Annotated in this window: 17 protein-coding genes; 14 read left to right on the top strand and 3 right to left on the bottom strand. The window is 67.5% G+C overall.

Annotated features, from left to right (window positions below; all coding sequences use genetic code 11):
- The first annotated feature begins 61 nt into the window (after positions 1–61).
- The 4 genes from secD (at position 62) to motB (ending at position 5,126) form a co-directional block, all read left to right on the top strand.
- Positions 62–1,945 (top strand): protein translocase subunit SecD, encoded by a 1,884-nt coding sequence (gene secD / locus ACVCMB_RS06800; RefSeq protein WP_395119704.1) that lies wholly within the window; start codon positions 62–64, stop codon positions 1,943–1,945.
- Between the two features lie 120 nt (positions 1,946–2,065).
- Complete coding sequence (secF, locus tag ACVCMB_RS06795) at positions 2,066–3,028, top strand: protein translocase subunit SecF (protein ID WP_395119703.1); 963 nt, start codon at positions 2,066–2,068, stop codon at positions 3,026–3,028.
- 164 nt (positions 3,029–3,192) lie between these two features.
- Positions 3,193–4,062, top strand: coding sequence for a flagellar motor stator protein MotA (gene motA, locus ACVCMB_RS06790; protein WP_447099978.1), 870 nt, complete (start codon positions 3,193–3,195; stop codon positions 4,060–4,062).
- Complete coding sequence (gene motB, locus ACVCMB_RS06785) at positions 4,059–5,126, top strand: flagellar motor protein MotB (protein WP_395119701.1); 1,068 nt, start codon at positions 4,059–4,061, stop codon at positions 5,124–5,126. Before motA ends, motB begins: the two co-directional genes overlap by 4 nt.
- Here the strand turns inward: motB and murU are convergent.
- Positions 5,096–5,845: an N-acetylmuramate alpha-1-phosphate uridylyltransferase MurU gene (gene murU, locus ACVCMB_RS06780; protein WP_395119700.1), complete on the bottom strand. Its 750-nt coding sequence runs from the start codon at positions 5,843–5,845 to the stop codon at positions 5,096–5,098. The genes motB and murU overlap by 31 nt on opposite strands.
- Positions 5,842–6,849: an aminoglycoside phosphotransferase family protein gene (locus ACVCMB_RS06775; protein ID WP_447106487.1), complete on the bottom strand. Its 1,008-nt coding sequence runs from the start codon at positions 6,847–6,849 to the stop codon at positions 5,842–5,844. Before ACVCMB_RS06775 ends, murU begins: the two co-directional genes overlap by 4 nt.
- Positions 6,850–7,081: 232 nt before the next feature.
- Between ACVCMB_RS06775 and ACVCMB_RS06770 the strand changes: the two genes are divergently transcribed.
- The 9 genes from ACVCMB_RS06770 to ACVCMB_RS06730 all read left to right on the top strand — a co-directional run bounded on the left by ACVCMB_RS06770 (position 7,082) and on the right by ACVCMB_RS06730 (position 15,455).
- Complete coding sequence (locus tag ACVCMB_RS06770) at positions 7,082–7,540, top strand: SUF system Fe-S cluster assembly regulator (RefSeq protein ID WP_395119698.1); 459 nt, start codon at positions 7,082–7,084, stop codon at positions 7,538–7,540.
- Between the two features lie 5 nt (positions 7,541–7,545).
- The gene (gene sufB / locus ACVCMB_RS06765) at positions 7,546–9,012 is read left to right on the top strand and encodes a Fe-S cluster assembly protein SufB (RefSeq protein WP_447107145.1); all 1,467 of its coding nucleotides are present in this window, start codon (positions 7,546–7,548) and stop codon (positions 9,010–9,012) included.
- Between the two features lie 139 nt (positions 9,013–9,151).
- The gene (gene sufC / locus ACVCMB_RS06760) at positions 9,152–9,931 is read left to right on the top strand and encodes a Fe-S cluster assembly ATPase SufC (protein WP_395119696.1); all 780 of its coding nucleotides are present in this window, start codon (positions 9,152–9,154) and stop codon (positions 9,929–9,931) included.
- Entirely contained in the window at positions 9,928–11,226 is a 1,299-nt protein-coding gene (sufD, locus tag ACVCMB_RS06755) for a Fe-S cluster assembly protein SufD (RefSeq protein WP_447106486.1), read from the top strand. Before sufC ends, sufD begins: the two co-directional genes overlap by 4 nt.
- Before the next feature lie 131 nt (positions 11,227–11,357).
- The gene (locus ACVCMB_RS06750) at positions 11,358–12,602 is read left to right on the top strand and encodes an aminotransferase class V-fold PLP-dependent enzyme (protein WP_447106485.1); all 1,245 of its coding nucleotides are present in this window, start codon (positions 11,358–11,360) and stop codon (positions 12,600–12,602) included.
- A 71-nt stretch (positions 12,603–12,673) separates the two neighbouring features.
- Positions 12,674–13,588 carry an acyltransferase gene (locus ACVCMB_RS06745; protein ID WP_395119693.1) on the top strand — a complete coding sequence of 305 codons (915 nt, stop codon included), beginning with the start codon at positions 12,674–12,676 and terminating at the stop codon, positions 13,586–13,588.
- A gap of 1 nt (position 13,589) precedes the next feature.
- Positions 13,590–14,525, top strand: coding sequence for a 2-dehydropantoate 2-reductase (gene panE, locus ACVCMB_RS06740; RefSeq protein WP_447106484.1), 936 nt, complete (start codon positions 13,590–13,592; stop codon positions 14,523–14,525).
- A gap of 67 nt (positions 14,526–14,592) precedes the next feature.
- On the top strand, positions 14,593–15,144 hold the full coding sequence (locus tag ACVCMB_RS06735; RefSeq protein WP_447099983.1) for a GNAT family N-acetyltransferase: 552 nt from the start codon (positions 14,593–14,595) through the stop codon (positions 15,142–15,144).
- A complete protein-coding gene (locus tag ACVCMB_RS06730; protein ID WP_395119690.1) occupies positions 15,141–15,455 on the top strand; it encodes a non-heme iron oxygenase ferredoxin subunit in 315 nt (104 codons plus the stop codon). Before ACVCMB_RS06735 ends, ACVCMB_RS06730 begins: the two co-directional genes overlap by 4 nt.
- 9 nt (positions 15,456–15,464) lie before the next feature.
- Here the strand turns inward: ACVCMB_RS06730 and ACVCMB_RS06725 are convergent, their stop codons facing one another.
- Positions 15,465–16,013: a GspH/FimT family pseudopilin gene (locus ACVCMB_RS06725; RefSeq protein WP_447106483.1), complete on the bottom strand. Its 549-nt coding sequence runs from the start codon at positions 16,011–16,013 to the stop codon at positions 15,465–15,467.
- Positions 16,014–16,164: 151 nt separating this feature from the next.
- Here ACVCMB_RS06725 and uvrB point away from each other — a divergent pair, with 151 nt between their 5' ends.
- Positions 16,165–18,186 (top strand): excinuclease ABC subunit UvrB, encoded by a 2,022-nt coding sequence (uvrB, locus tag ACVCMB_RS06720; protein ID WP_447107144.1) that lies wholly within the window; start codon positions 16,165–16,167, stop codon positions 18,184–18,186.
- Positions 18,187–18,240: the final 54 nt, after the last annotated feature.

Genomic DNA, 18,240 nt, shown 5'->3' with positions numbered 1-18,240 from the left:
GCGGCCATGGATGGCCGCTTGTTGACGTTCACGATCATGGATGATCGCAAAGGACCGGATCATGACTGATTTTCCCCGCTGGAAATACGCGCTGGTCGCGCTGGTGATGGTGTTCGGCGTGATCTACGCGCTGCCGAACGCCTTTGTTCCCGTGCCCGCCGTTCAGGTGAGCGCCAATCGCGGTGCGCCGGCGATCGACCAGGCCGTGCGCCAGAAGGTCATCGACACGCTGACCCAGAAGCGCATCGCCTTCGGCGAGGTCGTGGTGGAAGGCGACAGCCTGCTTGCCACCTTCGCCGACACCGACGTGCAGAAGAGCGGCTCGGACGCGATCAAGGCGCTGCTCGGCGACAAGTACACGGTGGCGTTCAAGCTGCAGTCCACCGTGCCGGAGTGGCTGGGCATGATCGGTGCCCGTTCCATGCCGCTGGGCCTGGACCTGCAGGGCGGCGTGCACTTCCTGATGCAGGTCGACCAGAACGACGTCATCGACAAGCAGGAGAGCAGCTACGCCGACGACATCCGCAGCCTGCTGCGCGACAAGAAGATCCGCTATGAATCGGTGGCGCGCAATTCCGTGCGCGGCAAGGGCGTCGCCGTGGTGTTGCGCTCGGAGGACGACCGCGCAAAGGCCGCAGACGCGATCGCCAACGAGTACACCGACTTGCTGGTGTCCAACGGTCCCAGCACCGGCGACCGTTTCGTGCTCAATGCGGTGATCAAGCCCGACAAGCTGCGCGACATCGGCCGCGGCGCGATCACCCAGAACCTGCAGACGCTGCGCAACCGCATCAACGCGCTGGGCGTGTCCGAGCCGCTGATCCAGCAGCAGGGCGAGAACCACATCGTGGTCGACCTCGCCGGCGTGCAGGACCCGGCCGAGGCGAAGAAGCTGATCGGCACCGTGGCCACCCTGGAATACCGCCCCGGCATCGGCCACCCCGGCGATCCGCAGGCGCGCGAGGCGGAGAAGACCGGCAACATCCCGCCGGACGCCAACCTCTACCACATGCGCGGCACCGGCCTGCCGGTGCTGGTCAGCAAGAAGGTGATCGTGACCGGCAAGGAGCTGGTCGACGCCTCCTCGGGCATCGACCAGCAGAGCGGCACGCCCAAGGTCGACGTCACGCTCAATGCCGCCGGCGCGCGCAAGATGAGCGATTTCACCAACGCGAACGTCGGCAAGCCGATGGCGGTGGTCTACGTCGAGCGCGTGACCGAGACCAAGATGATCGACGGCAAGGAAGTGCGCGTTCCGAAGGTCACCGAGTCGGTGATCAACGACGCCAACATCGCCAGCCCGTTCGGCCGGCAATTCCAGACCACCGGCCTGGGCAGCCCGAAGGAAGCTTCCGACCTGGCGCTGCTGCTCAAGGGTGGCGCGTTCGCTGCTCCGGTGGACATCATCGAGGAAGGCGTGATCGGTTCCAGCATGGGTGCGGACAACATCGACAAGGGCTTCAAGTCGGTGATGCTGGGCCTGGCCCTGGTGCTGCTGGCCGCCGCGGTCTACTACAAGCTGTTCGGCCTGGTCGCGGACATCGCGCTGTTCTTCAACCTGGTGATCCTGGTGGCGGTGATGTCGCTGATCGGGGTGACCCTGACCATGCCCGGCATCGCCGGCATCGTGCTCACCCTGGGCATGGCGATCGACGCCAACGTGCTGATCTGCGAACGCGTGCGCGAGGAGCTGCGCAACGGCTCCACGCCGCACGCGGCGATCTACGCCGGCTACGAGAAGGCCTGGTCGACCATTCTGGACGCCAACGTCACCCACCTGATCGCGGCGCTGGCGCTGACCACGATGGGCACCGGCGCGATCAAGGGCTTCGGCGTCACGCTGATGATCGGCATCCTGACCTCGCTGTTCACCTCGGTGACGCTGACCCATGCGTTCACTGCGGCGATCCACGGCCACCGCAAGCTCAAGACCCTGTCGGTCTAGGCGTCGCGTCGAACAGTGCGGCCCCGGACGGCCGCTTTCGCCGGAAAGGGATTCCCTGAATTGATCGTGCGGCCATGAGGGCCGCTTGACCGGAACGGAACGTCCACACAGAGAATTGCCATGGAAATCTTCAATCACGACAGCAACATCCACTTCCTGGGGATGCGCAAGTACACGGTCGGCCTGGCGATCCTGCTGATGATCGGCTCGATCGTGCTGATCGCCACCCGCGGGCTCAACTACGGGCTGGATTTCACCGGCGGCGTGTCGATGCTGGTCAACTACGACCAGCCGGTGGAGATCGCCGACGTGCGCGGCGCGCTGGCCAAGGGCGGCTTCGAGGACGCCGTGGTGCAGAGCCTGGGCGGCACCCGCGAGGTGTCGATCCGGTTCCAGGCCAAGGATGATCCGGAGGCGATCCTGGCCAACGGCACGGTCAACCTCGACCGTGTCTCCGCCGACGTGATGGCGAAGCTCCACGCGGCGCGACCGGACGCCAAGCTGAAGAGCCGCGACTTCGTCAGCGCGCAGGTCGGCGCGGAGCTGAAATCGGACGGTACCTGGGCGGCCTTGCTGGTGATCCTGGGCATCATGGCCTACCTGTGGATCCGCTTCGAGCGCCGCTTCGCGATCGCCGCGGTGGCGACCGAAATCCACGACACGCTGGTCACGCTGGGCGTCATCGCGCTGGTGCAGCGCGAATTCGACATGACCGTGCTGGCCTCGGTGCTGGCGGTGATCGGCTACTCGATCAACGACAAGGTCGTGGTGTTCGACCGCATCCGCGAGTTGTTCCGCCTCGCGCGCAAGGCCGAGCCGGAGGAGATCCTCAACCGCTCGATCAACAACACCCTGTCGCGAACCATCATCACCTCGCTGTTCACCGGCATTACCATGGGCGCGATGTGGCTGCTGGGCGGCCCGGCCGTGCACGGCTTCGCCATCACCATGCTGATCGGCATCGTGGTCGGCACGCTGTCCTCGATCTTCGTGGCCAGCCCGATCCTGCTGTGGCTGGGCGTCTCGAAGAAGGACCTGATGCCGGTCACCCGCGACAACCCGGAGCTGGCGCGCCGCCCCTGACCGACCGCGCGGCACGAGCCAGACGAGAGGCCCGGCCATGCCCGGGCCTTTCCTTTTTCGGGATACCCGCCGTTCGCGACGCCGGCGGCCTTGCGGCAAATCCGGGCTACATCTTTCCCGCGGCGGGCCGATAACTCGTTGTCGAACCGCGCGCTGGAACCTGCATGCTTGTCCTGGTCGGAACCCTGGTTGTGCTCGTCAGCGTCGTGGGCGGCTACCTGCTGTCCCACGGGCAGCTGCTGGCGTTGTGGCAGCCCTACGAACTGCTGATCATCGGCGGCGGCGCTGCGGGGGCCTACCTCACCGCCAATCCGACCAAGATCGTCAAGGCCACCTTCCGCGACATCATGGGGCTGCTGAAAGGCCCGAAGTACCGGACGCAGGATTATCTCGACCTGCTTTCGCTGCTCTACGACATCTTCAGCCTGATGCGCAAGAACGGCCTGCTCAGCCTCGAATCGCACATCGAGGAGCCGGCCACCAGCAGCGTGTTCTCGGCCTATCCGCGCCTGCTCGCCGAGCACCACCTGATCGAGTTCATCACCGACTGCCTGCGCCTGATCGTGGGCGGCAGCATGAACCCGCACGAGCTGGAACAGCTCCTGGAGATGGAGCTGGAAGTCCACCACCAGGAAGCCGAGGCGCCGGCGATGGCCCTGATGAAATCCGCCGACGCGCTGCCCGGTTTCGGCATCGTGGCGGCGGTGCTCGGCATCGTCACCACGATGTCGCAGCTGAGCGGAGATACCTCGCGCATCGGCGAGCACATCGCCGGCGCGCTGGTCGGCACCTTTCTCGGCATCCTGCTGTGCTATGGCTTCGCCGGGCCGCTGGCCTCGGCGATGGAGAACCGCGCGCAGGAGGACGGCAAGGCGTTTGAATGCGTGAAAGTGGCGCTGATGGCCAACCTGCGCGGCTACAACCCGATGGTGTCGGTGGAGTTCGCGCGCAAATCGCTGGTCGCGCAGGTGCGGCCCAGCTTCATGGAGCTGGAGGGGCATCTCAAGGGCGCGCGCGCCGGAGCCGGGGCGTGAGCGAGGAGTTCGACCAGCCGATCATCATCCGGCGCGTGCAGCGCCGGAAGCACGGCCATCACGGCGGTGCGTGGAAGGTGGCCTATGCGGATTTCGTCACCGCGATGATGGCGTTCTTCCTGGTGATGTGGCTGATCGGCGTGGGCACCCGCGAGCAGAAGGCCGCGATCTCCGAGTACTTCAAGAACCCGAGCATGACTCCGGGCGCCGCCACGATCGCGCCGCCTGGCCAGGCCGGCCCCGGCGGCGCCAGCGACAGCATGATCAAGCTTGGCGGGACGATGGACCTGCCGCGCGGCCCGGGCGCGGAAAAGCGCGGTGCGCCGCAGGTCAAGCACAACGTCGAGGACGCGATCAAACTGGCGCGCCAGGCCGACAAGTCGCGTCTGGAGGAGCTGATGAAGCGGCTGAATGCCTCGATCCAGAGCAGCCAGGCGCTGGCGCCATTCAAGGATCAGCTGCTGCTGGACATCACCTCCGAAGGCCTGCGCATCCAGATCGTCGACAAGCTCAACCGGCCGATGTTCGACACCGGCAGCGCGCGGCTCAAGCCGTACACGGTGCAGATCCTGCGCGAACTGGGCCGCTCGATCGACGACGTGCCGAACCAGATCAGCATCTCCGGCCACACCGACGATGCGCCGTACAACAGCGGGCACGACTACAGCAACTGGGAGTTGTCGGCCGATCGCGGCAACGCCGCCCGTCGTGCGCTGATCGCCGGCGGGCTGGAGGCGGACAAGATCTCGCGCGTGGTGGGCCTGGCCGCATCCGTGCCGTTCGACAAGCAGAACCCCGCCGATCCGGTCAATCGCCGCATCAGCATCATCGTGATGACCGACCAGGCCGCCAAGGCGGCGCGTTCGATGGAAGTGGCCGATGGCGGTGCGACGCAGCCTTCGCCGATGCCGACTCCAAAACCGGCACCACTGGCCGCTTCGATTGTCGCCACGACGCCCGCGCTGGCGCGTCTGCCGGTGCCGCCGGTGATCGTCCACCCCGAGAGCGCGGCGACGCCGGGAACGGGCGCGACTCAGTTCTCGGCGAAACCCTCGTCGCGCTGATCGCCGTGCGACATCGCTGCGTCGCCGCGTTCGGCGTCGAGCTGTGCGAGGCGCTCGGGCGTGCCCACGTCCGTCCACACGCCGTGGTGATGGGTGCCGCTGACGGCTTGCCGAGCCATCGCGCCCAGCAGCAACTGGCGCAGCTTGAAGGTGGGCGCCGCGGCTTCGTCGGCGGCCGTGCCGGCAAGTTCCCGCCAGCCGTCCAGCAGCTCCCGGCGGAACACGCCAATGCCGCTGAAGGTGAGCCGCGGTTCGCCGCTCGCCTGCACCAAGCCTTGCCCGTCCAGCGCGAAATCGCCTTCGGGGTGGTGCGGCGGGTTGTCGACCAGCAGCAGGTGCGCCAGCCCCGCCGGCTCGGCGGGCAGCGTGCCGAAATCGGCATCGCACCAGACATCCCCGCTGATGGCGAGGAACGGCCCGGTGCCCAGCAACGGCAGCGCGTTCAGCATGCCACCGCCGGTTTCCAGCGGCACGGGGCCTTCGTAGGCGTAGCGGATGCGCAGGCCCCAGCGGGAACCGTCGCCCAGCACCGCCGGAAACTGCTCGGCCAGGTGCGAGGTGTTGATCACCACGTAGTGCACGCCGGCGGCGGCGAGACGTTCGAGGTGCCAGACGATCAGCGGTTTGCCGCCCACGCAAAGCAGTGGCTTGGGCGTGCGGTCGGTCAGCGGGCGCATGCGCTCGCCGCGGCCGGCGGCGAAGATCAGTGCGTGCCTCATGCCGCCGCCCGGGTCAGGTCGCGGCCCTGCGCGTGGCGCTCCAGCAGGTCGGCGAAATCGGCCAGCTCGGGATAGCGGCGCGCCACCTCGATCACGTAGCGGTACACCTGCGGCACGTCCTTGAGATAGCCGCTCTTGCCGTCGCGGTACCACAGCCGATAGAACTGGCCCAGCACGCGCACGTGGCGATGCAGGCCGGTGAGATCGAACCAGCGCAGGAAACGCGCGGCGTCCACTGCCGCGTCGATCACGCCTGCGCGCAGCAGTCGCTGCCGGTACGACTCCACCCACGCCTCCACGCGATCGCCCGGCCAGGCGATGTAGGCATCGCGCAGCAGCGAGGCGAGGTCATAGGTGACCGGCCCGTGCAGCGCGCCCTGGAAATCGACGATGCCCGGGTTGTTCGCCTCCGTCAGCAGCAGGTTGCGGCTGTGGAAGTCGCGGTGCACGAAACGGCGCGGTTGCTCCAGCGCGTTGTGCACGATGAGGTCAAACGCCGCCTCCAGCACGTCCCATTCCCCGCAGGCCGGCGTGTGGCCGAGGTGGCGCTGCAGGAACCATTCGGGCATCACCTCCAGTCCGCTCACCAGCACCTGATGGCCGAACGGCGGCAGGTCGTCGGCGGCCACCCGCGTCTGTATCTTCAGCAGGGCGTCCATCGCATCGCCGTACAGGCGGTCGGCGCTGGTGTCGTTCAATGCATCGAGGTACAGCCGCGAGCCCAGGTCCTCGATCAGCAGGAAGCCCTGGTCGAGGTCGCGTGCATGCACTTGCGGCACGTGCAGGCCGGCGGCGGCCAGGCGCTCGCCAATGGCCAGCCACGGGCGCGGGTCTTCGCGATCGGGCGGCGAATCCATCACGATCCAGCTTTGCCCGCCTTGCGTGGTGCGCCAGTAGCTGCGAAAGCTGGCATCGGCCGAGGCGCTGTCCAGCGTCAGCGTGGGGGCGTTCAGGGTTTTGCGGGCCCAGGCGAGGCGGGCAGCGGCGCGATCGTGCGAAGTCATGGCCGCCAGCTTAGCGAGGCCGCCACGGCATGGCGACACGGCCTCGCTGGATCGCTTCAGCCCGGACCCCGTGCGTGCGTGGGCGCGGCAGGCACAGGCTGGCCTGCGCACGCGACGAGATGAAAGAGGCGGGCCCGGCTACCCTGCGCCGGTGGCGGCGGTCACGTTGACCGCGGCCGGCTTAATCAGTACCATTTTGGTCCCGATTCAAGCCCGGCCGATTCCGCCTGCCATGCTTCGCGTCAGCCGCCTCACCGATTACGCCACCGTGGTGATGACCTGCATCGCTGCGCACCCGGCTGACGTGCTGAGCACCGCGCAGATCGCCGACGAGACGCGGCTCGAGCTGCCCACGGTCAGCAAGCTGCTCAAGGCGCTGGGCCACGCCGAACTGGTCGAGTCCTTCCGCGGCGTCAACGGCGGCTACCGGCTGGCCCGCCCGGCCAGCGAGATATCGCTGGCGGAAATCGTCGAGGCGCTGGAAGGCCCGATCGGCATGACCGAGTGCGGCGTGGGCGAAGGCCAGTGCGAACGCGAGGCGCAGTGCGGCGTGCGCGGCAGCTGGCAACGCATCAACAGCGTGCTGGACCAGACCCTGCGCGCGGTCAGCCTGGCCGACATGCTCAAGCCGCCGCCCGCGAAACGAAAAATCGCCGTCACCGTGAAAACCGGCGAGGCCATCACCGAATGAACAGCATGATCAACGACAGCAGCAGCGCCACCGCACTGCGCGACAATGCCGACGTCGCCGAGGCGCTCGGTCGCAGCTACTCGGCCGGTTTCATCACCGAGATCGAGATGACCGGCCTGCCGCCGGGCCTGGACGAGGGCACCATCCGCGCCATCTCCGCCGTCAAGCACGAGCCGGAATGGATGACCGAGTGGCGGCTGCAGGCCTATCGCCACTGGTTGACCATGCCCAAACCGGACTGGGCCAAGCTCAACATCGACCCGATCGACTACCAGGCGATCAGCTATTACGCCGCGCCGAAGAAGCAGCCCAAGTCGTTGGACGAAGTCGATCCGGCCCTGCTGGAAACCTACGAGAAGCTCGGTGTACCGCTGCACGAGCGCGCTGCGCTGGCCGGCGTGGCGGTGGATGCGGTATTCGACTCGGTCTCGGTCGGCACCACCTTCCGCAAGCAGCTGGCCGACGCCGGCGTGCTGTTCTGCTCGATGAGCGAGGCGATCCGCGAATACCCCGAGATCGTGCGGAAATACCTGGGCAGCGTGGTGCCCACTGGCGACAATTTCTTCGCCGCGCTGAACTCGGCGGTGTTCTCCGACGGCAGCTTCGTGTTCATCCCGAAAGGCGTGCGCTGCCCGATGGAGCTGAGCACGTACTTCCGCATCAACGCGCAGAACACCGGCCAGTTCGAGCGCACCCTGATCGTCGCCGAGGAGCGCGCCCACGTCTCCTACCTCGAGGGCTGCACCGCACCCAAGCGCGACGAGAACCAGTTGCACGCCGCGGTGGTCGAGCTGGTGGCGCTGGAGGGCGCGCAGATCAAGTACTCCACCGTGCAGAACTGGTATCCCGGCGACGAGAACGGCGTGGGCGGCATCTACAACTTCGTGACCAAGCGCGGCGACTGCCGCGGCGACGACTCGAAGATCTGCTGGACCCAGGTCGAGACCGGCTCGGCGATCACCTGGAAGTACCCGTCCGTGGTGCTGCGCGGCGACCGCTCGGTGGGCGAGTTCTACTCGGTGGCGCTGACCCACCATTTCCAGCAGGCCGACACCGGCACCAAGATGATCCACCTCGGCAAGCACACCAAGTCGAAGATCGTCTCCAAGGGCATCAGCGCCGGGCGCAGCTCCAACAGCTACCGCGGCCTGGTGAAGATGGAGAAGGGCGCCGAGGGCGCGCGCAACTACACCCAGTGCGACAGCCTGCTGATCGGCAAGCAGTGCGGCGCGCACACCTTCCCGTACATGGAAGTGAAGAACCCCACCGCGATCGTCGAGCACGAGGCGACCACGTCCAAGATCTCCGACGACCAGATGTTCTACTGCCGCGCGCGCGGCATCCCGGAAGAGGATGCCGTGTCGATGATCGTCGACGGCTTCTGCAAGCAGGTGTTCCGCGAACTGCCGATGGAGTTCGCGGTGGAGGCGAAGAAGCTGCTTGAGGTGAGCCTCGAAGGTGCGGTGGGTTGATGCTTTTTCCTTCTCCTTCCGGGAGAAGGTGCCCGAAGTGCGGATGAGGGTGCGGGCCTGCACGGATTTTTCCGCAAGCCCCGAACCCTCACCCCAACCCCTCTCCCGGTGGGAGAGGGGCTCAAGATCAGGAATCCTCATGCTCAAAATCGAAAACCTGCATGCCCGCGTCGAGGGCAAGGAAATCCTCAAGGGGCTCAGCCTCGAAGTGAACGCGGGCGAGGTGCACGCGATCATGGGGCCGAACGGCGCCGGCAAGTCGACGCTGGGCAACGTGTTGTCCGGCCGTGACGGCTACGAGGTGACCGCGGGCAGCGTGACCTACAACGGCATCGATCTGCTGGCGCTGGCGCCGGAGGCGCGAGCGGCGGCCGGGGTGTTCCTGGCGTTCCAGTACCCGGTGGAGATTCCCGGCGTCAACAACACCTATTTCCTGCGCGCGGCGCTGAATGCGCAGCGCAAGGTGCGTGGCGAGAAGGAGCTCGACTCGATGCAGTTCCTCAAGCTGGTGCGCGAGAAACTCAAGGTGATGCAGATCTCCGACGAGCTGCTGCACCGCGCCGTCAACGAGGGCTTTTCCGGCGGCGAGAAGAAGCGCAACGAGATCTTCCAGATGGCGGTGCTGGAGCCGCAGCTGGCGATCCTAGACGAGACCGACTCGGGCCTCGACATCGACGCGCTGAAGCAGGTGGCGCAGGGCGTCAACACGTTGCGTTCGCCCGAGCGCGCGTTCCTGATGATCACCCACTACCAGCGCCTGCTCGACTACGTGGTGCCGGACTTCGTGCACGTGCTCGCCGGTGGCCGCATCGTCGAGAGCGGCGACAGGTCGCTGGCGTTGAAGCTGGAAGCGCATGGCTACGCCGGGATCGGCGCCAGCCATCCGGCAGTCCCGCACCAGGCGGGAGCGCAGGCATGAACCAGCCGGCATCGCTGCCGTTGGTCGCCTCGCTGCTGGATGCCCCGCTGCCGCCCAGCGGCATCGCCTGGCTGGATGCGGCGCGGCAGGAAAACCGCGCGGCGTTCGCCATCGGCGGTCTGCCCGACACGCGGGTGGAGGCATGGAAGTACACCGCACTGCGCGGGCTCGGCCAGCGCCGCTTTACCCAAGGCGACGCCGCGGCGCAGACGCGCGCGGTGGAGGCATCGACTCTGGCATTGCCCGGTGTCTCGGGCGTTCGCCTGGTCTTCGTCAACGGGGCATTCCGCGCCGATCTGTCGGCGGTGGATTCGCTGCCCGCCGGACTTTCGCTGCAACCGCTGTCGCAGGCCTTGCGGGGCGACGTCGAACCGCTGCGCTTCGCGCTGTCGCGCCACTACCGCGACATCGGCGACGCCTTCGCACAGATCAATGCCGCCAGTGCCGGTGATGGCGTGGTACTGCGCGTAGCCGCCCACGCCAGGATCGACCAGCCGGTGCAGCTGGTGTTCGTCGGCGCCGAGGCCGAACTGGCCTGGCATGTGCGCAATGTGATCGAGCTGGGCGAGGGCGCCGAGCTGAGCCTGGTCGAACAGCATGCAAGCCGTGGCGAGGCCGCGCAGTTGGCCACCGTGGTCAGCGACATCGAACTGCGCGACGGTGCGCAGCTGCATCACGTCATGCTGCAGGATGCGGCAGCCGGCACCAATCTGATTCGACGCAGCAGCCTGCGCCTGCATGCGCGCGCGCAGGCTGCCCTGCACGTGCTGGAACTGGGTGGCGCGTTGGTACGCCACGACCTGCGTGCCGAGCTGATCGGCGACGGCGCACAGGTGCACACCCGCGGCGTGTTCATGCCGCATGGTCGCCAGCACATCGACACCCAGCTGGCGATCCGCCACCAGGCGCTGGACACCACCTCCACCTCGCACTGGCGCGGCGTCGCCAACGACCGCGCGCGCGGCGTGTTCCGCGGCGCGATCGTGGTGGCGCCCGGTGCCGACGGCAGCGACGCCAACCTCACCAACAAGAACCTGCTGCTGTCGCCGAGCGCCGAGATCGACACCAAGCCGGAGCTGGAAATCTATGCCGACGAAGTGCAGGCCGCGCATGGCGCCACGGTGGGCCAGCTCGACGAGCGTTCGCTGTTCTACCTGCGCTCGCGCGGCATTCCGCTCGCCGAGGCACGCGCACTGCTGACTGCCGCATTCTGCCGCGCGGTGCTGGACGACCTGCCGAACGTGGCCCTGCGCGAGCATCTATCCACCTTGCTGGTCGCACAGCTTCCCGCTTGACGCTCCAGCTCCTGCGCCTGCCCGCAGGGGCAGGCCGGGAGGGGCGAGGCTCCTGGCCTGAAGATCAAGAGCGAACCCCAGCCCAACCCTCCCCTGCGAGCAGGGGAGGGAGTCCCAACCGGATTCTCCGAATGAACGCACAAGCCAGCACACCGACCGTCTTCGACGTCCAGCGCATCCGCGCGGACTTCCCGTTGCTGTCGCGCACGGTGCACGGCAAGCCGCTGGTGTACTTCGACAGCGCCAACACCAGCCAGAAGCCGGTGTCGGTGATCGAGGCGGTGAACACCCACTATCGCGAACACAACGCCAACGTGTCGCGCGCGGTGCATCAGCTGGGCGAGGAGGCCACGGCGGCGTATGAAGGCGCGCGCGACAAGCTCGCGCGGTTCATCCATGCCGGTTCGCGCGATGAGGTCATCCTCACCTCCGGCACCACCCAGGCCACCAACCTGGTCGCCTACAGCCATGTGCTGCCGCAACTGAAGGCGGGCGACAGCATCCTCACCACGGTGATGGAGCACCACGCCAACATCGTGCCGTGGCAGCTGGTTGCCGCGCGCCGCGGCGCCACGGTGAAGGCCGCGCCGATCGACGAGCGCGGCGAGCTGATCGTGGAGAAGTACGTCGAGATGCTGACGCCGGAGGTGAAGCTGGCCTGCGTCACCCACGTTTCCAATGTGCTGGGCACGGTCAACCCGGTGCGCGAGATCGCGCGCGAATGCCGCAAGCGCGGTATCCCGCTGCTGGTCGACGGCTCGCAGGCGGTGCCGCACCGGCGGGTGGACGTGCAGGCGCTGGGCTGCGATTTCTACGCGCTGACCGGGCACAAGATGCTCGGCCCCACCGGCACCGGCGCGCTGTGGGCGAGGCGCGAACACCTGGAGGCGATGCCGCCGTTTTTCGGCGGCGGCGAGATGATCCGCGAGGTGAAGTTCTCCGGCACCACCTTCGCTGCGCCACCGCACAAGTTCGAGGCCGGCACGCCGAACATCGCCGGCTTCGTCGGCCTGGCGGCGGCGATCGACTACTACGAGTCGGTCGGCTTCGCGGCGATCGAGGCATGGGAGCAGCAACTGCTGCATTACGCCACGGAACGCCTGCGCGAGATTCCCGGCCTGCGCATCATCGGCGAGGCGGCCGAGAAGGAGCCGGTGGTCTCGTTCCTGCTGGAAGGTGCGCAGGCCACCGATCTAGCGACCCTGCTCGACCTCGAAGGCGTCGCCGTGCGCTCCGGCCACCACTGCGCGCATCCGTTGATGCAGTTCTTCGGCGTGCCCGCCACGCTGCGTGCGTCGCTGGCGCTCTACAACACGCGCGAGGAGATCGACAGTTTCGTCGTCGCCCTGCTCAAGGTGCGCCGCCTGCTGCGCTGAAACGGCGGCGGCTTTCCTGCCGCCGCCACGGTCGGGCATCATGTGCGGCGGAGTTCCCATCGATCATCCCCATGCTTGCCTCGTTGCCATCGTTCATCCGCGTGCCGCTGGCGCTGCTTGCGCTTGCACTCAACATCCTGTTGCACGTGGCTTTCATTTTCGCGTTCACCCTGCTCAAGCTGCTGCTGCCGGTGCACGCGATCCGGCAGGCCTGCTCACGAGCCCTGGTCGCCATCGCGGAAAGCTGGATCGGCGTCAACAATGTCCTGTTCGGCGTATTCGCCCGCGTGCGCTGGCAGGTGGAGGGGCTGGCCGGGCTGCGTCGCGACGGCAACTACCTGGTGCTGTGCAACCACCAGAGCTGGGTGGATATCCCGGTGCTGCAGAAGGTGTTCAACCGGCGCATCCCGTTCCTGCGCTTTTTCCTCAAGCAGGAACTGATCTGGGTGCCCTTGCTCGGCCTGGCATGGTGGGCGCTGGATTTCCCCTTCATGAAGCGCTATTCGCGGCAGACCCTGCTGCGCCACCCCGAGCTGCAGGGCAAGGACCGCGAGGCGACCCGCCGCGCCTGCGAGAAGTTCCGCCACATGCCGGTGTCGGTGATGAACTTCGCCGAAGGCACGCGCTTCACGCCGGCCAAGCACGACGCGCAGCATTCGCCGTTTCGCTACCTGCTGCGGCCGAAAGCCGGCGGCGTGGCCTTCGTGCTCGATGCGATGGGCGAGGCGCTGCACGCGATCCTCGACGTCACCATCGTCTATCCGCATGGCCCATGCACCATTGCCGACCTGATCGCCGGTCGCGTGCGCGAAATTCGCGTGCATGTGCGTGAACGCCCGATCGGTCGCGAGCTGATCGGCAGCTACGACGAGGACGCGGCATTCCGCGGCCGGGTCAAGGCATGGATGAACGACTTGTGGCACGAGAAGGACGCCCAGGCGGCGCGCATGCAGCTGTCGCCCGATGCCGGATCGAGAGGAGACTGAAATGCGTGTGCTGGTCGTGGGCGCCGGGGCTACCGGCGGCTATTTTGGCGGTCGCCTGCTGCAGCACGGGCGCGATGTGACCTTCCTGGTGCGTGAGGGCCGCGCGCGGCAGCTGGCGCAGCACGGCCTGGTCATCCGCAGCGCGGCCGGCGACGTCGACCTGCCCGCGCCGCCGACCGTGCTGGCAAGTGCACTGTGCGAGCCGTTCGACCTGATTCTGCTCAGCTGCAAGGCCTACGGCCTGGAGCAGGCGATGGTCGACATCGCTCCGGCCGTGGGCGAGCGCACCACCGTGCTGCCATTGCTCAACGGCATGCGCCATCTCGACCTGCTGGATCACCGCTTCGGTGCCGAGCGCATCTTTGGCGGCCAATGCGCCATTTCCGCCACGCTCGACGCGCAAGGAGCCGTGCAGCATCTCAACCGGCTTCACAGCCTCACCTTCGGCGAGCGCGACGGCAGCGCGTCCGCGCGCATGCAGGCGATCACCGAAATGCTGGGCCAGGCCGGTTTCGACGCGCGACCCAGCGACGCGATCGTGCAGGAGATGTGGGACAAATGGTTTTTCCTGACCTCGCTGGCCGGCATCACCTGCCTGATGCGCGGGGCGATCGGCGAGATCGAGGCCGCACCCGGCGGTCGCGCGGCGGCGCTCGCCCTGCTGGAGGAATGCCGCGCGACGGCGGCAGCGGCCGGCCATGCTCCCCACGAGCGCGTGCTGGAACGGGCGCGCGGCATGCTGACGGAACCAGGGTCGCGCCTCGAAGCTTCCATGCTGCGCGACCTGCGCCAGGGCCATCCGATCGAGGCCGACCACGTGGTGGGCGACATGCTTGCGCGCGCGCGGCAGGCGCAGCTGCCGGCCGCGATGCTGGAACTCGTCCATGCGCACCTCAAGGTCTACGAGGCCCGTCGGCTGGCCACCCCGTCGGCATGAGTCGATCCGGCGTGCGCGCTTGCTGCAGATCATGGCCGGCCGGCACGTCGCGCATTACCATGCGCGGATGACAGAGCCACGCGCCCCCGTCGCATTTCGCACCGCCCGCGCGGCGGACGTCCCTGCCATCGTCGCGCTGGTCGAATCGGCTTATCGCGGCGAATCGGGCTTGCGCGGCTGGACCACCGAATCCCACCTGCTCGACGGCCAGCGCACCGACGCGGCCGATGTCGAGGCGTTGATCGCGCGGCCGGACAGCTGCGTGCTGCTGGCGTTCCGCGACGGTGCGCTGGTGGCGAGCTGCCACGTCGAGCGGCAAGCTGCGGCCGGCTATTTCGGCATGTTCGCGGTTGACCCGGCGGAGCAGGGCCACGGCCTGGGCAAGCAGGTGCTGGCCCAGGCCGAACGCATCGCGCGCGAACAGTGGCATTGCAGCGCGATGCGCATGACGGTGATCGTGCAGCGCGAAGAGCTGATCGCCTGGTATGGCCGGCGCGGCTACCGGCGCACCGGTGAACGGCAGCCGTTCCCGTACGGCAACGAGCGTTTCGGCATTCCGCGTCGCGCCGACCTGTGTTTCGAGGTGCTGGTCAAGGAGTTCACCGAGGTGCTTGCATGAACGGATGGATCAGGGTCGGCACGCGCAGCGATTTCCTGCCCGGCGAATACAAGGTGGTGTGGGACGGCGACACGTCGATCGCCGTGTACAACATCGACGGCGCGCTGTATGCGGTCGAGGACACCTGCACCCACGATGGCGGCGAACTGGCTGGCGGCGAAGTGTTCGGATTCGAGGTGGAATGCCCGCGCCACGGCGCGCGCTTCGACCTGCGCACCGGTGCGGTGACCAGGCCGCCGGCGTATGTCCCGATCGCCAGCTTTCCGGTGCGCGAGGAAGACGGCGCGATCTGGACGCGCGACGACCGCTGACTTCGCGCGTCAGCCGCCATGTTGGCAGCGCGCGGCCTGTGCGGCTGTGGCCGGCGCCCCGCGCACCCGGCCGGCATTGGACACCACCACGCTGAGCGCCTGGCTGTCCCGCCCCGGCTCGCAGAACAGCAAGGTCAGGTTGCTGCCGCCGGCACTGCCGTCAGGCTGGAAACGCACCTCGTGGCGGCCATTGCTGCTGGTGATGCGCAGGCCCAGGTCGTAGGCCGTCCCGGTGCGGGCGGGTTGGCCATCGGGCTGGTGATCGCCGTCGAGGTCCTGTCCGAGCAGCCAGCCATGTTCCCAGCGGTTGTCTTCGCTGCATCGGCTGCCATCCGCACTGGGGCAGAACAGCGTGCGTTTGCCGGTGATCGCCGCGGTGCTGCGCGTGTGTCGCAAGGCGGCGATGAAGTCGCTTTGCGCCGCCTGCAGTCGATTGCGGCTCAACACATGGTGCAGCGGCGGCAACGCGATGCCGGTCAGAATGCCGGCGATGGCCAGTACCATGACTTGTTCGATCAGGCTGAAACCGCGGTTCGCTTTCCATGGCGTCGTCGTCATCTCGCATCCTGCGCTGTGCCGGAACCGGCATGCTAGGACGATGGCCCGTGCCAGCCAGCAGCCCGATGCCGCCCGCGGCGTCGGACTCTGCTGACGCGGCATGTCAGCAGGCCGGATTTAAAATGTGCCGTCCCGCCCACATCTGCAGCTGATGACCGACCGCTTCCAACTCGCCGCCCCCTACCAGCCCGCCGGCGACCAGCCGCAGGCGATCCAGCGCCTGGCCGAGGGTTTCGAGGCCGGCCTGGCCGCGCAGACCCTGCTCGGCGTGACCGGTTCGGGCAAGACCTACACCATCGCGAACGTGATCGAGCGCATCCAGCGCCCGACCATCGTGATGGCGCCGAACAAGACGCTGGCCGCGCAGCTGTACGGCGAGTTCAGGGAGTTCTTCCCGCACAATGCGGTGGAGTACTTCGTCAGCTACTACGACTACTACCAGCCGGAAGCCTACGTGGTGGCGTCGGACACCTTCATCGAGAAGGATGCCTCGATCAACGAGCACATCGAGCAGATGCGGCTGTCGGCGACCAAGGCGCTGCTGTCGCGCCGCGATTCGATCATCGTGGCCACCGTCTCGGCGATCTACGGCCTGGGCAATCCGGAGGACTACCTGTCACTGCGCCTGATCCTGGCCACCGGCGAGCGCATCGACCAGCGCAAGCTGATCCACCAGCTGACCGAGCTGCAGTACACCCGCAACGAAACGGAGCTGCGCCGCGGCACCTATCGCGTGCGCGGCGAGATCGTCGACGTGTTCCCGGCCGAGTCGGAGACCGAGGCGCTGCGCATCGAGCTGTTCGATGGCGAAGTGGAGAAGATGGCGCTGTTCGATCCGCTCACCGGCGAGACGATCCGCAAGGTGCAGCGCTACACCGTCTATCCCCGCACCCATTACGCCAGCACCCGCGAGAGCGTGCTCAACGCGATCGAGACGATCAAGCTCGAGCTGAAGGATCGGCTGGAATATCTCTACCGGGAGAACAAGCTGGTCGAGGCGCAGCGACTGGAGCAGCGCACCCGCTTCGACCTGGAGATGATGGCCGAGGTCGGCTACTGCCAGGGCATCGAGAACTACTCGCGCCACCTGACCCGCCGCGCGCCGGGCGAGCCGCCGCCGACCCTGTTCGACTACCTGCCGGCCGACGGCCTGCTGGTGGTGGACGAGTCGCACGTCACCGTGCCGCAGCTGGGCGCGATGTACAAGGGCGACCGCTCGCGCAAGGAGACCCTGGTGGAGTTCGGTTTCCGCCTGCCCTCGGCGATGGACAACCGGCCGCTGCGCTTCGAGGAATGGGAGGAGCGCGTGCCGCGGGCGATCTACGTCTCCGCCACGCCGCGCGATTACGAACTGCACAAATCCGGCGATGCGGTGACCGAGCTGGTGGTGCGCCCGACCGGCCTGGTCGACCCGGAAGTCGAGGTGCGCCCGGTGCGCACCCAGGTCGACGACCTGCTCAGCGAGGTGCACAAGCGCGTGGCGATGGGCGACCGCGTACTGGTCACCACGCTGACCAAGCGCATGGCCGAGAACCTCACCGAGTACCTGTCCGAGCACGACGTGAAGGTGCGTTACCTGCACTCGGACATCGAGACGGTGGAGCGCAGCGAGATCATCCGCGACCTGCGCCTGGGCGAGTTCGACGTGCTGGTCGGCATCAACCTGCTGCGCGAGGGCCTGGACATGCCCGAGGTATCACTGGTGGCGATCCTCGACGCGGACAAGGAGGGCTTCCTGCGTTCCACCGGCTCGCTGATCCAGACCATCGGCCGCGCTGCCCGCAACGTGCGCGGCAAGGCGATCCTGTACGCCGACAACGTCACCCGCTCGATGCAGGCGGCGATGGACGAGACCGCCCGCCGCCGCGAGAAGCAGATCGTCTTCAACGAGGTGCACGGCATCACCCCGAAAACCGTGGTGCGGCGCATCGCCGACATCATGGAGGGCGCGCGCAGCGAGGTCGGCAACCGGCGTGGCGGCAAGACGCGCACCCGCGACCGCGCGGTGGCCGAGCAGGGCGCCGATTACGCCGGTCTCGGCGCGGCGCAGGCGGCTGCCCTGCTGAAGAAGCTGGAGGCGCAGATGTACAAGCACGCCCAGAACCTGGAGTTCGAGGACGCCGCCCGGCTGCGCGACCAGATCCACCAGTTGCGCGAGCAGGCCCTGCGCTGAGCCGGGCGGCGGGATATTGTCGGGCGCCGTCGGCTCCCGTATACTGCGCGGCTC

The sequence above is a fragment of the Rhodanobacter sp. UC4443_H10 genome, from assembly GCF_052978325.1.
Note: the sequence above shows the minus strand (reverse complement) of the source record. Positions and strands in the feature narration are given on the sequence as shown.

Excerpts from the sequence above, each read along its gene's own strand:
- murU (WP_395119700.1), bottom strand. The coding sequence starts at position 5,845 with ATGAGGCACGCACTGATCTTCGCCGCCGGCCGCGGCGAGCGCATGCGC.
- ACVCMB_RS06775 (WP_447106487.1), bottom strand. The coding sequence starts at position 6,849 with ATGACTTCGCACGATCGCGCCGCTGCCCGCCTCGCCTGGGCCCGCAAA.
- panE (WP_447106484.1), top strand. The coding sequence starts at position 13,590 with ATGCGTGTGCTGGTCGTGGGCGCCGGGGCTACCGGCGGCTATTTTGGC.
- secF (WP_395119703.1), top strand. The coding sequence starts at position 2,066 with ATGGAAATCTTCAATCACGACAGCAACATCCACTTCCTGGGGATGCGC.
- uvrB (WP_447107144.1), top strand. The coding sequence starts at position 16,165 with ATGACCGACCGCTTCCAACTCGCCGCCCCCTACCAGCCCGCCGGCGAC.
- ACVCMB_RS06745 (WP_395119693.1), top strand. The coding sequence starts at position 12,674 with ATGCTTGCCTCGTTGCCATCGTTCATCCGCGTGCCGCTGGCGCTGCTT.
- ACVCMB_RS06750 (WP_447106485.1), top strand. The coding sequence starts at position 11,358 with ATGAACGCACAAGCCAGCACACCGACCGTCTTCGACGTCCAGCGCATC.
- sufD (WP_447106486.1), top strand. The coding sequence starts at position 9,928 with ATGAACCAGCCGGCATCGCTGCCGTTGGTCGCCTCGCTGCTGGATGCC.
- ACVCMB_RS06725 (WP_447106483.1), bottom strand. The coding sequence starts at position 16,013 with ATGACGACGACGCCATGGAAAGCGAACCGCGGTTTCAGCCTGATCGAA.
- sufC (WP_395119696.1), top strand. The coding sequence starts at position 9,152 with ATGCTCAAAATCGAAAACCTGCATGCCCGCGTCGAGGGCAAGGAAATC.
- motA (WP_447099978.1), top strand. The coding sequence starts at position 3,193 with ATGCTTGTCCTGGTCGGAACCCTGGTTGTGCTCGTCAGCGTCGTGGGC.
- sufB (WP_447107145.1), top strand. The coding sequence starts at position 7,546 with ATGATCAACGACAGCAGCAGCGCCACCGCACTGCGCGACAATGCCGAC.
- ACVCMB_RS06730 (WP_395119690.1), top strand. The coding sequence starts at position 15,141 with ATGAACGGATGGATCAGGGTCGGCACGCGCAGCGATTTCCTGCCCGGC.
- ACVCMB_RS06735 (WP_447099983.1), top strand. The coding sequence starts at position 14,593 with ATGACAGAGCCACGCGCCCCCGTCGCATTTCGCACCGCCCGCGCGGCG.
- secD (WP_395119704.1), top strand. The coding sequence starts at position 62 with ATGACTGATTTTCCCCGCTGGAAATACGCGCTGGTCGCGCTGGTGATG.
- ACVCMB_RS06770 (WP_395119698.1), top strand. The coding sequence starts at position 7,082 with ATGCTTCGCGTCAGCCGCCTCACCGATTACGCCACCGTGGTGATGACC.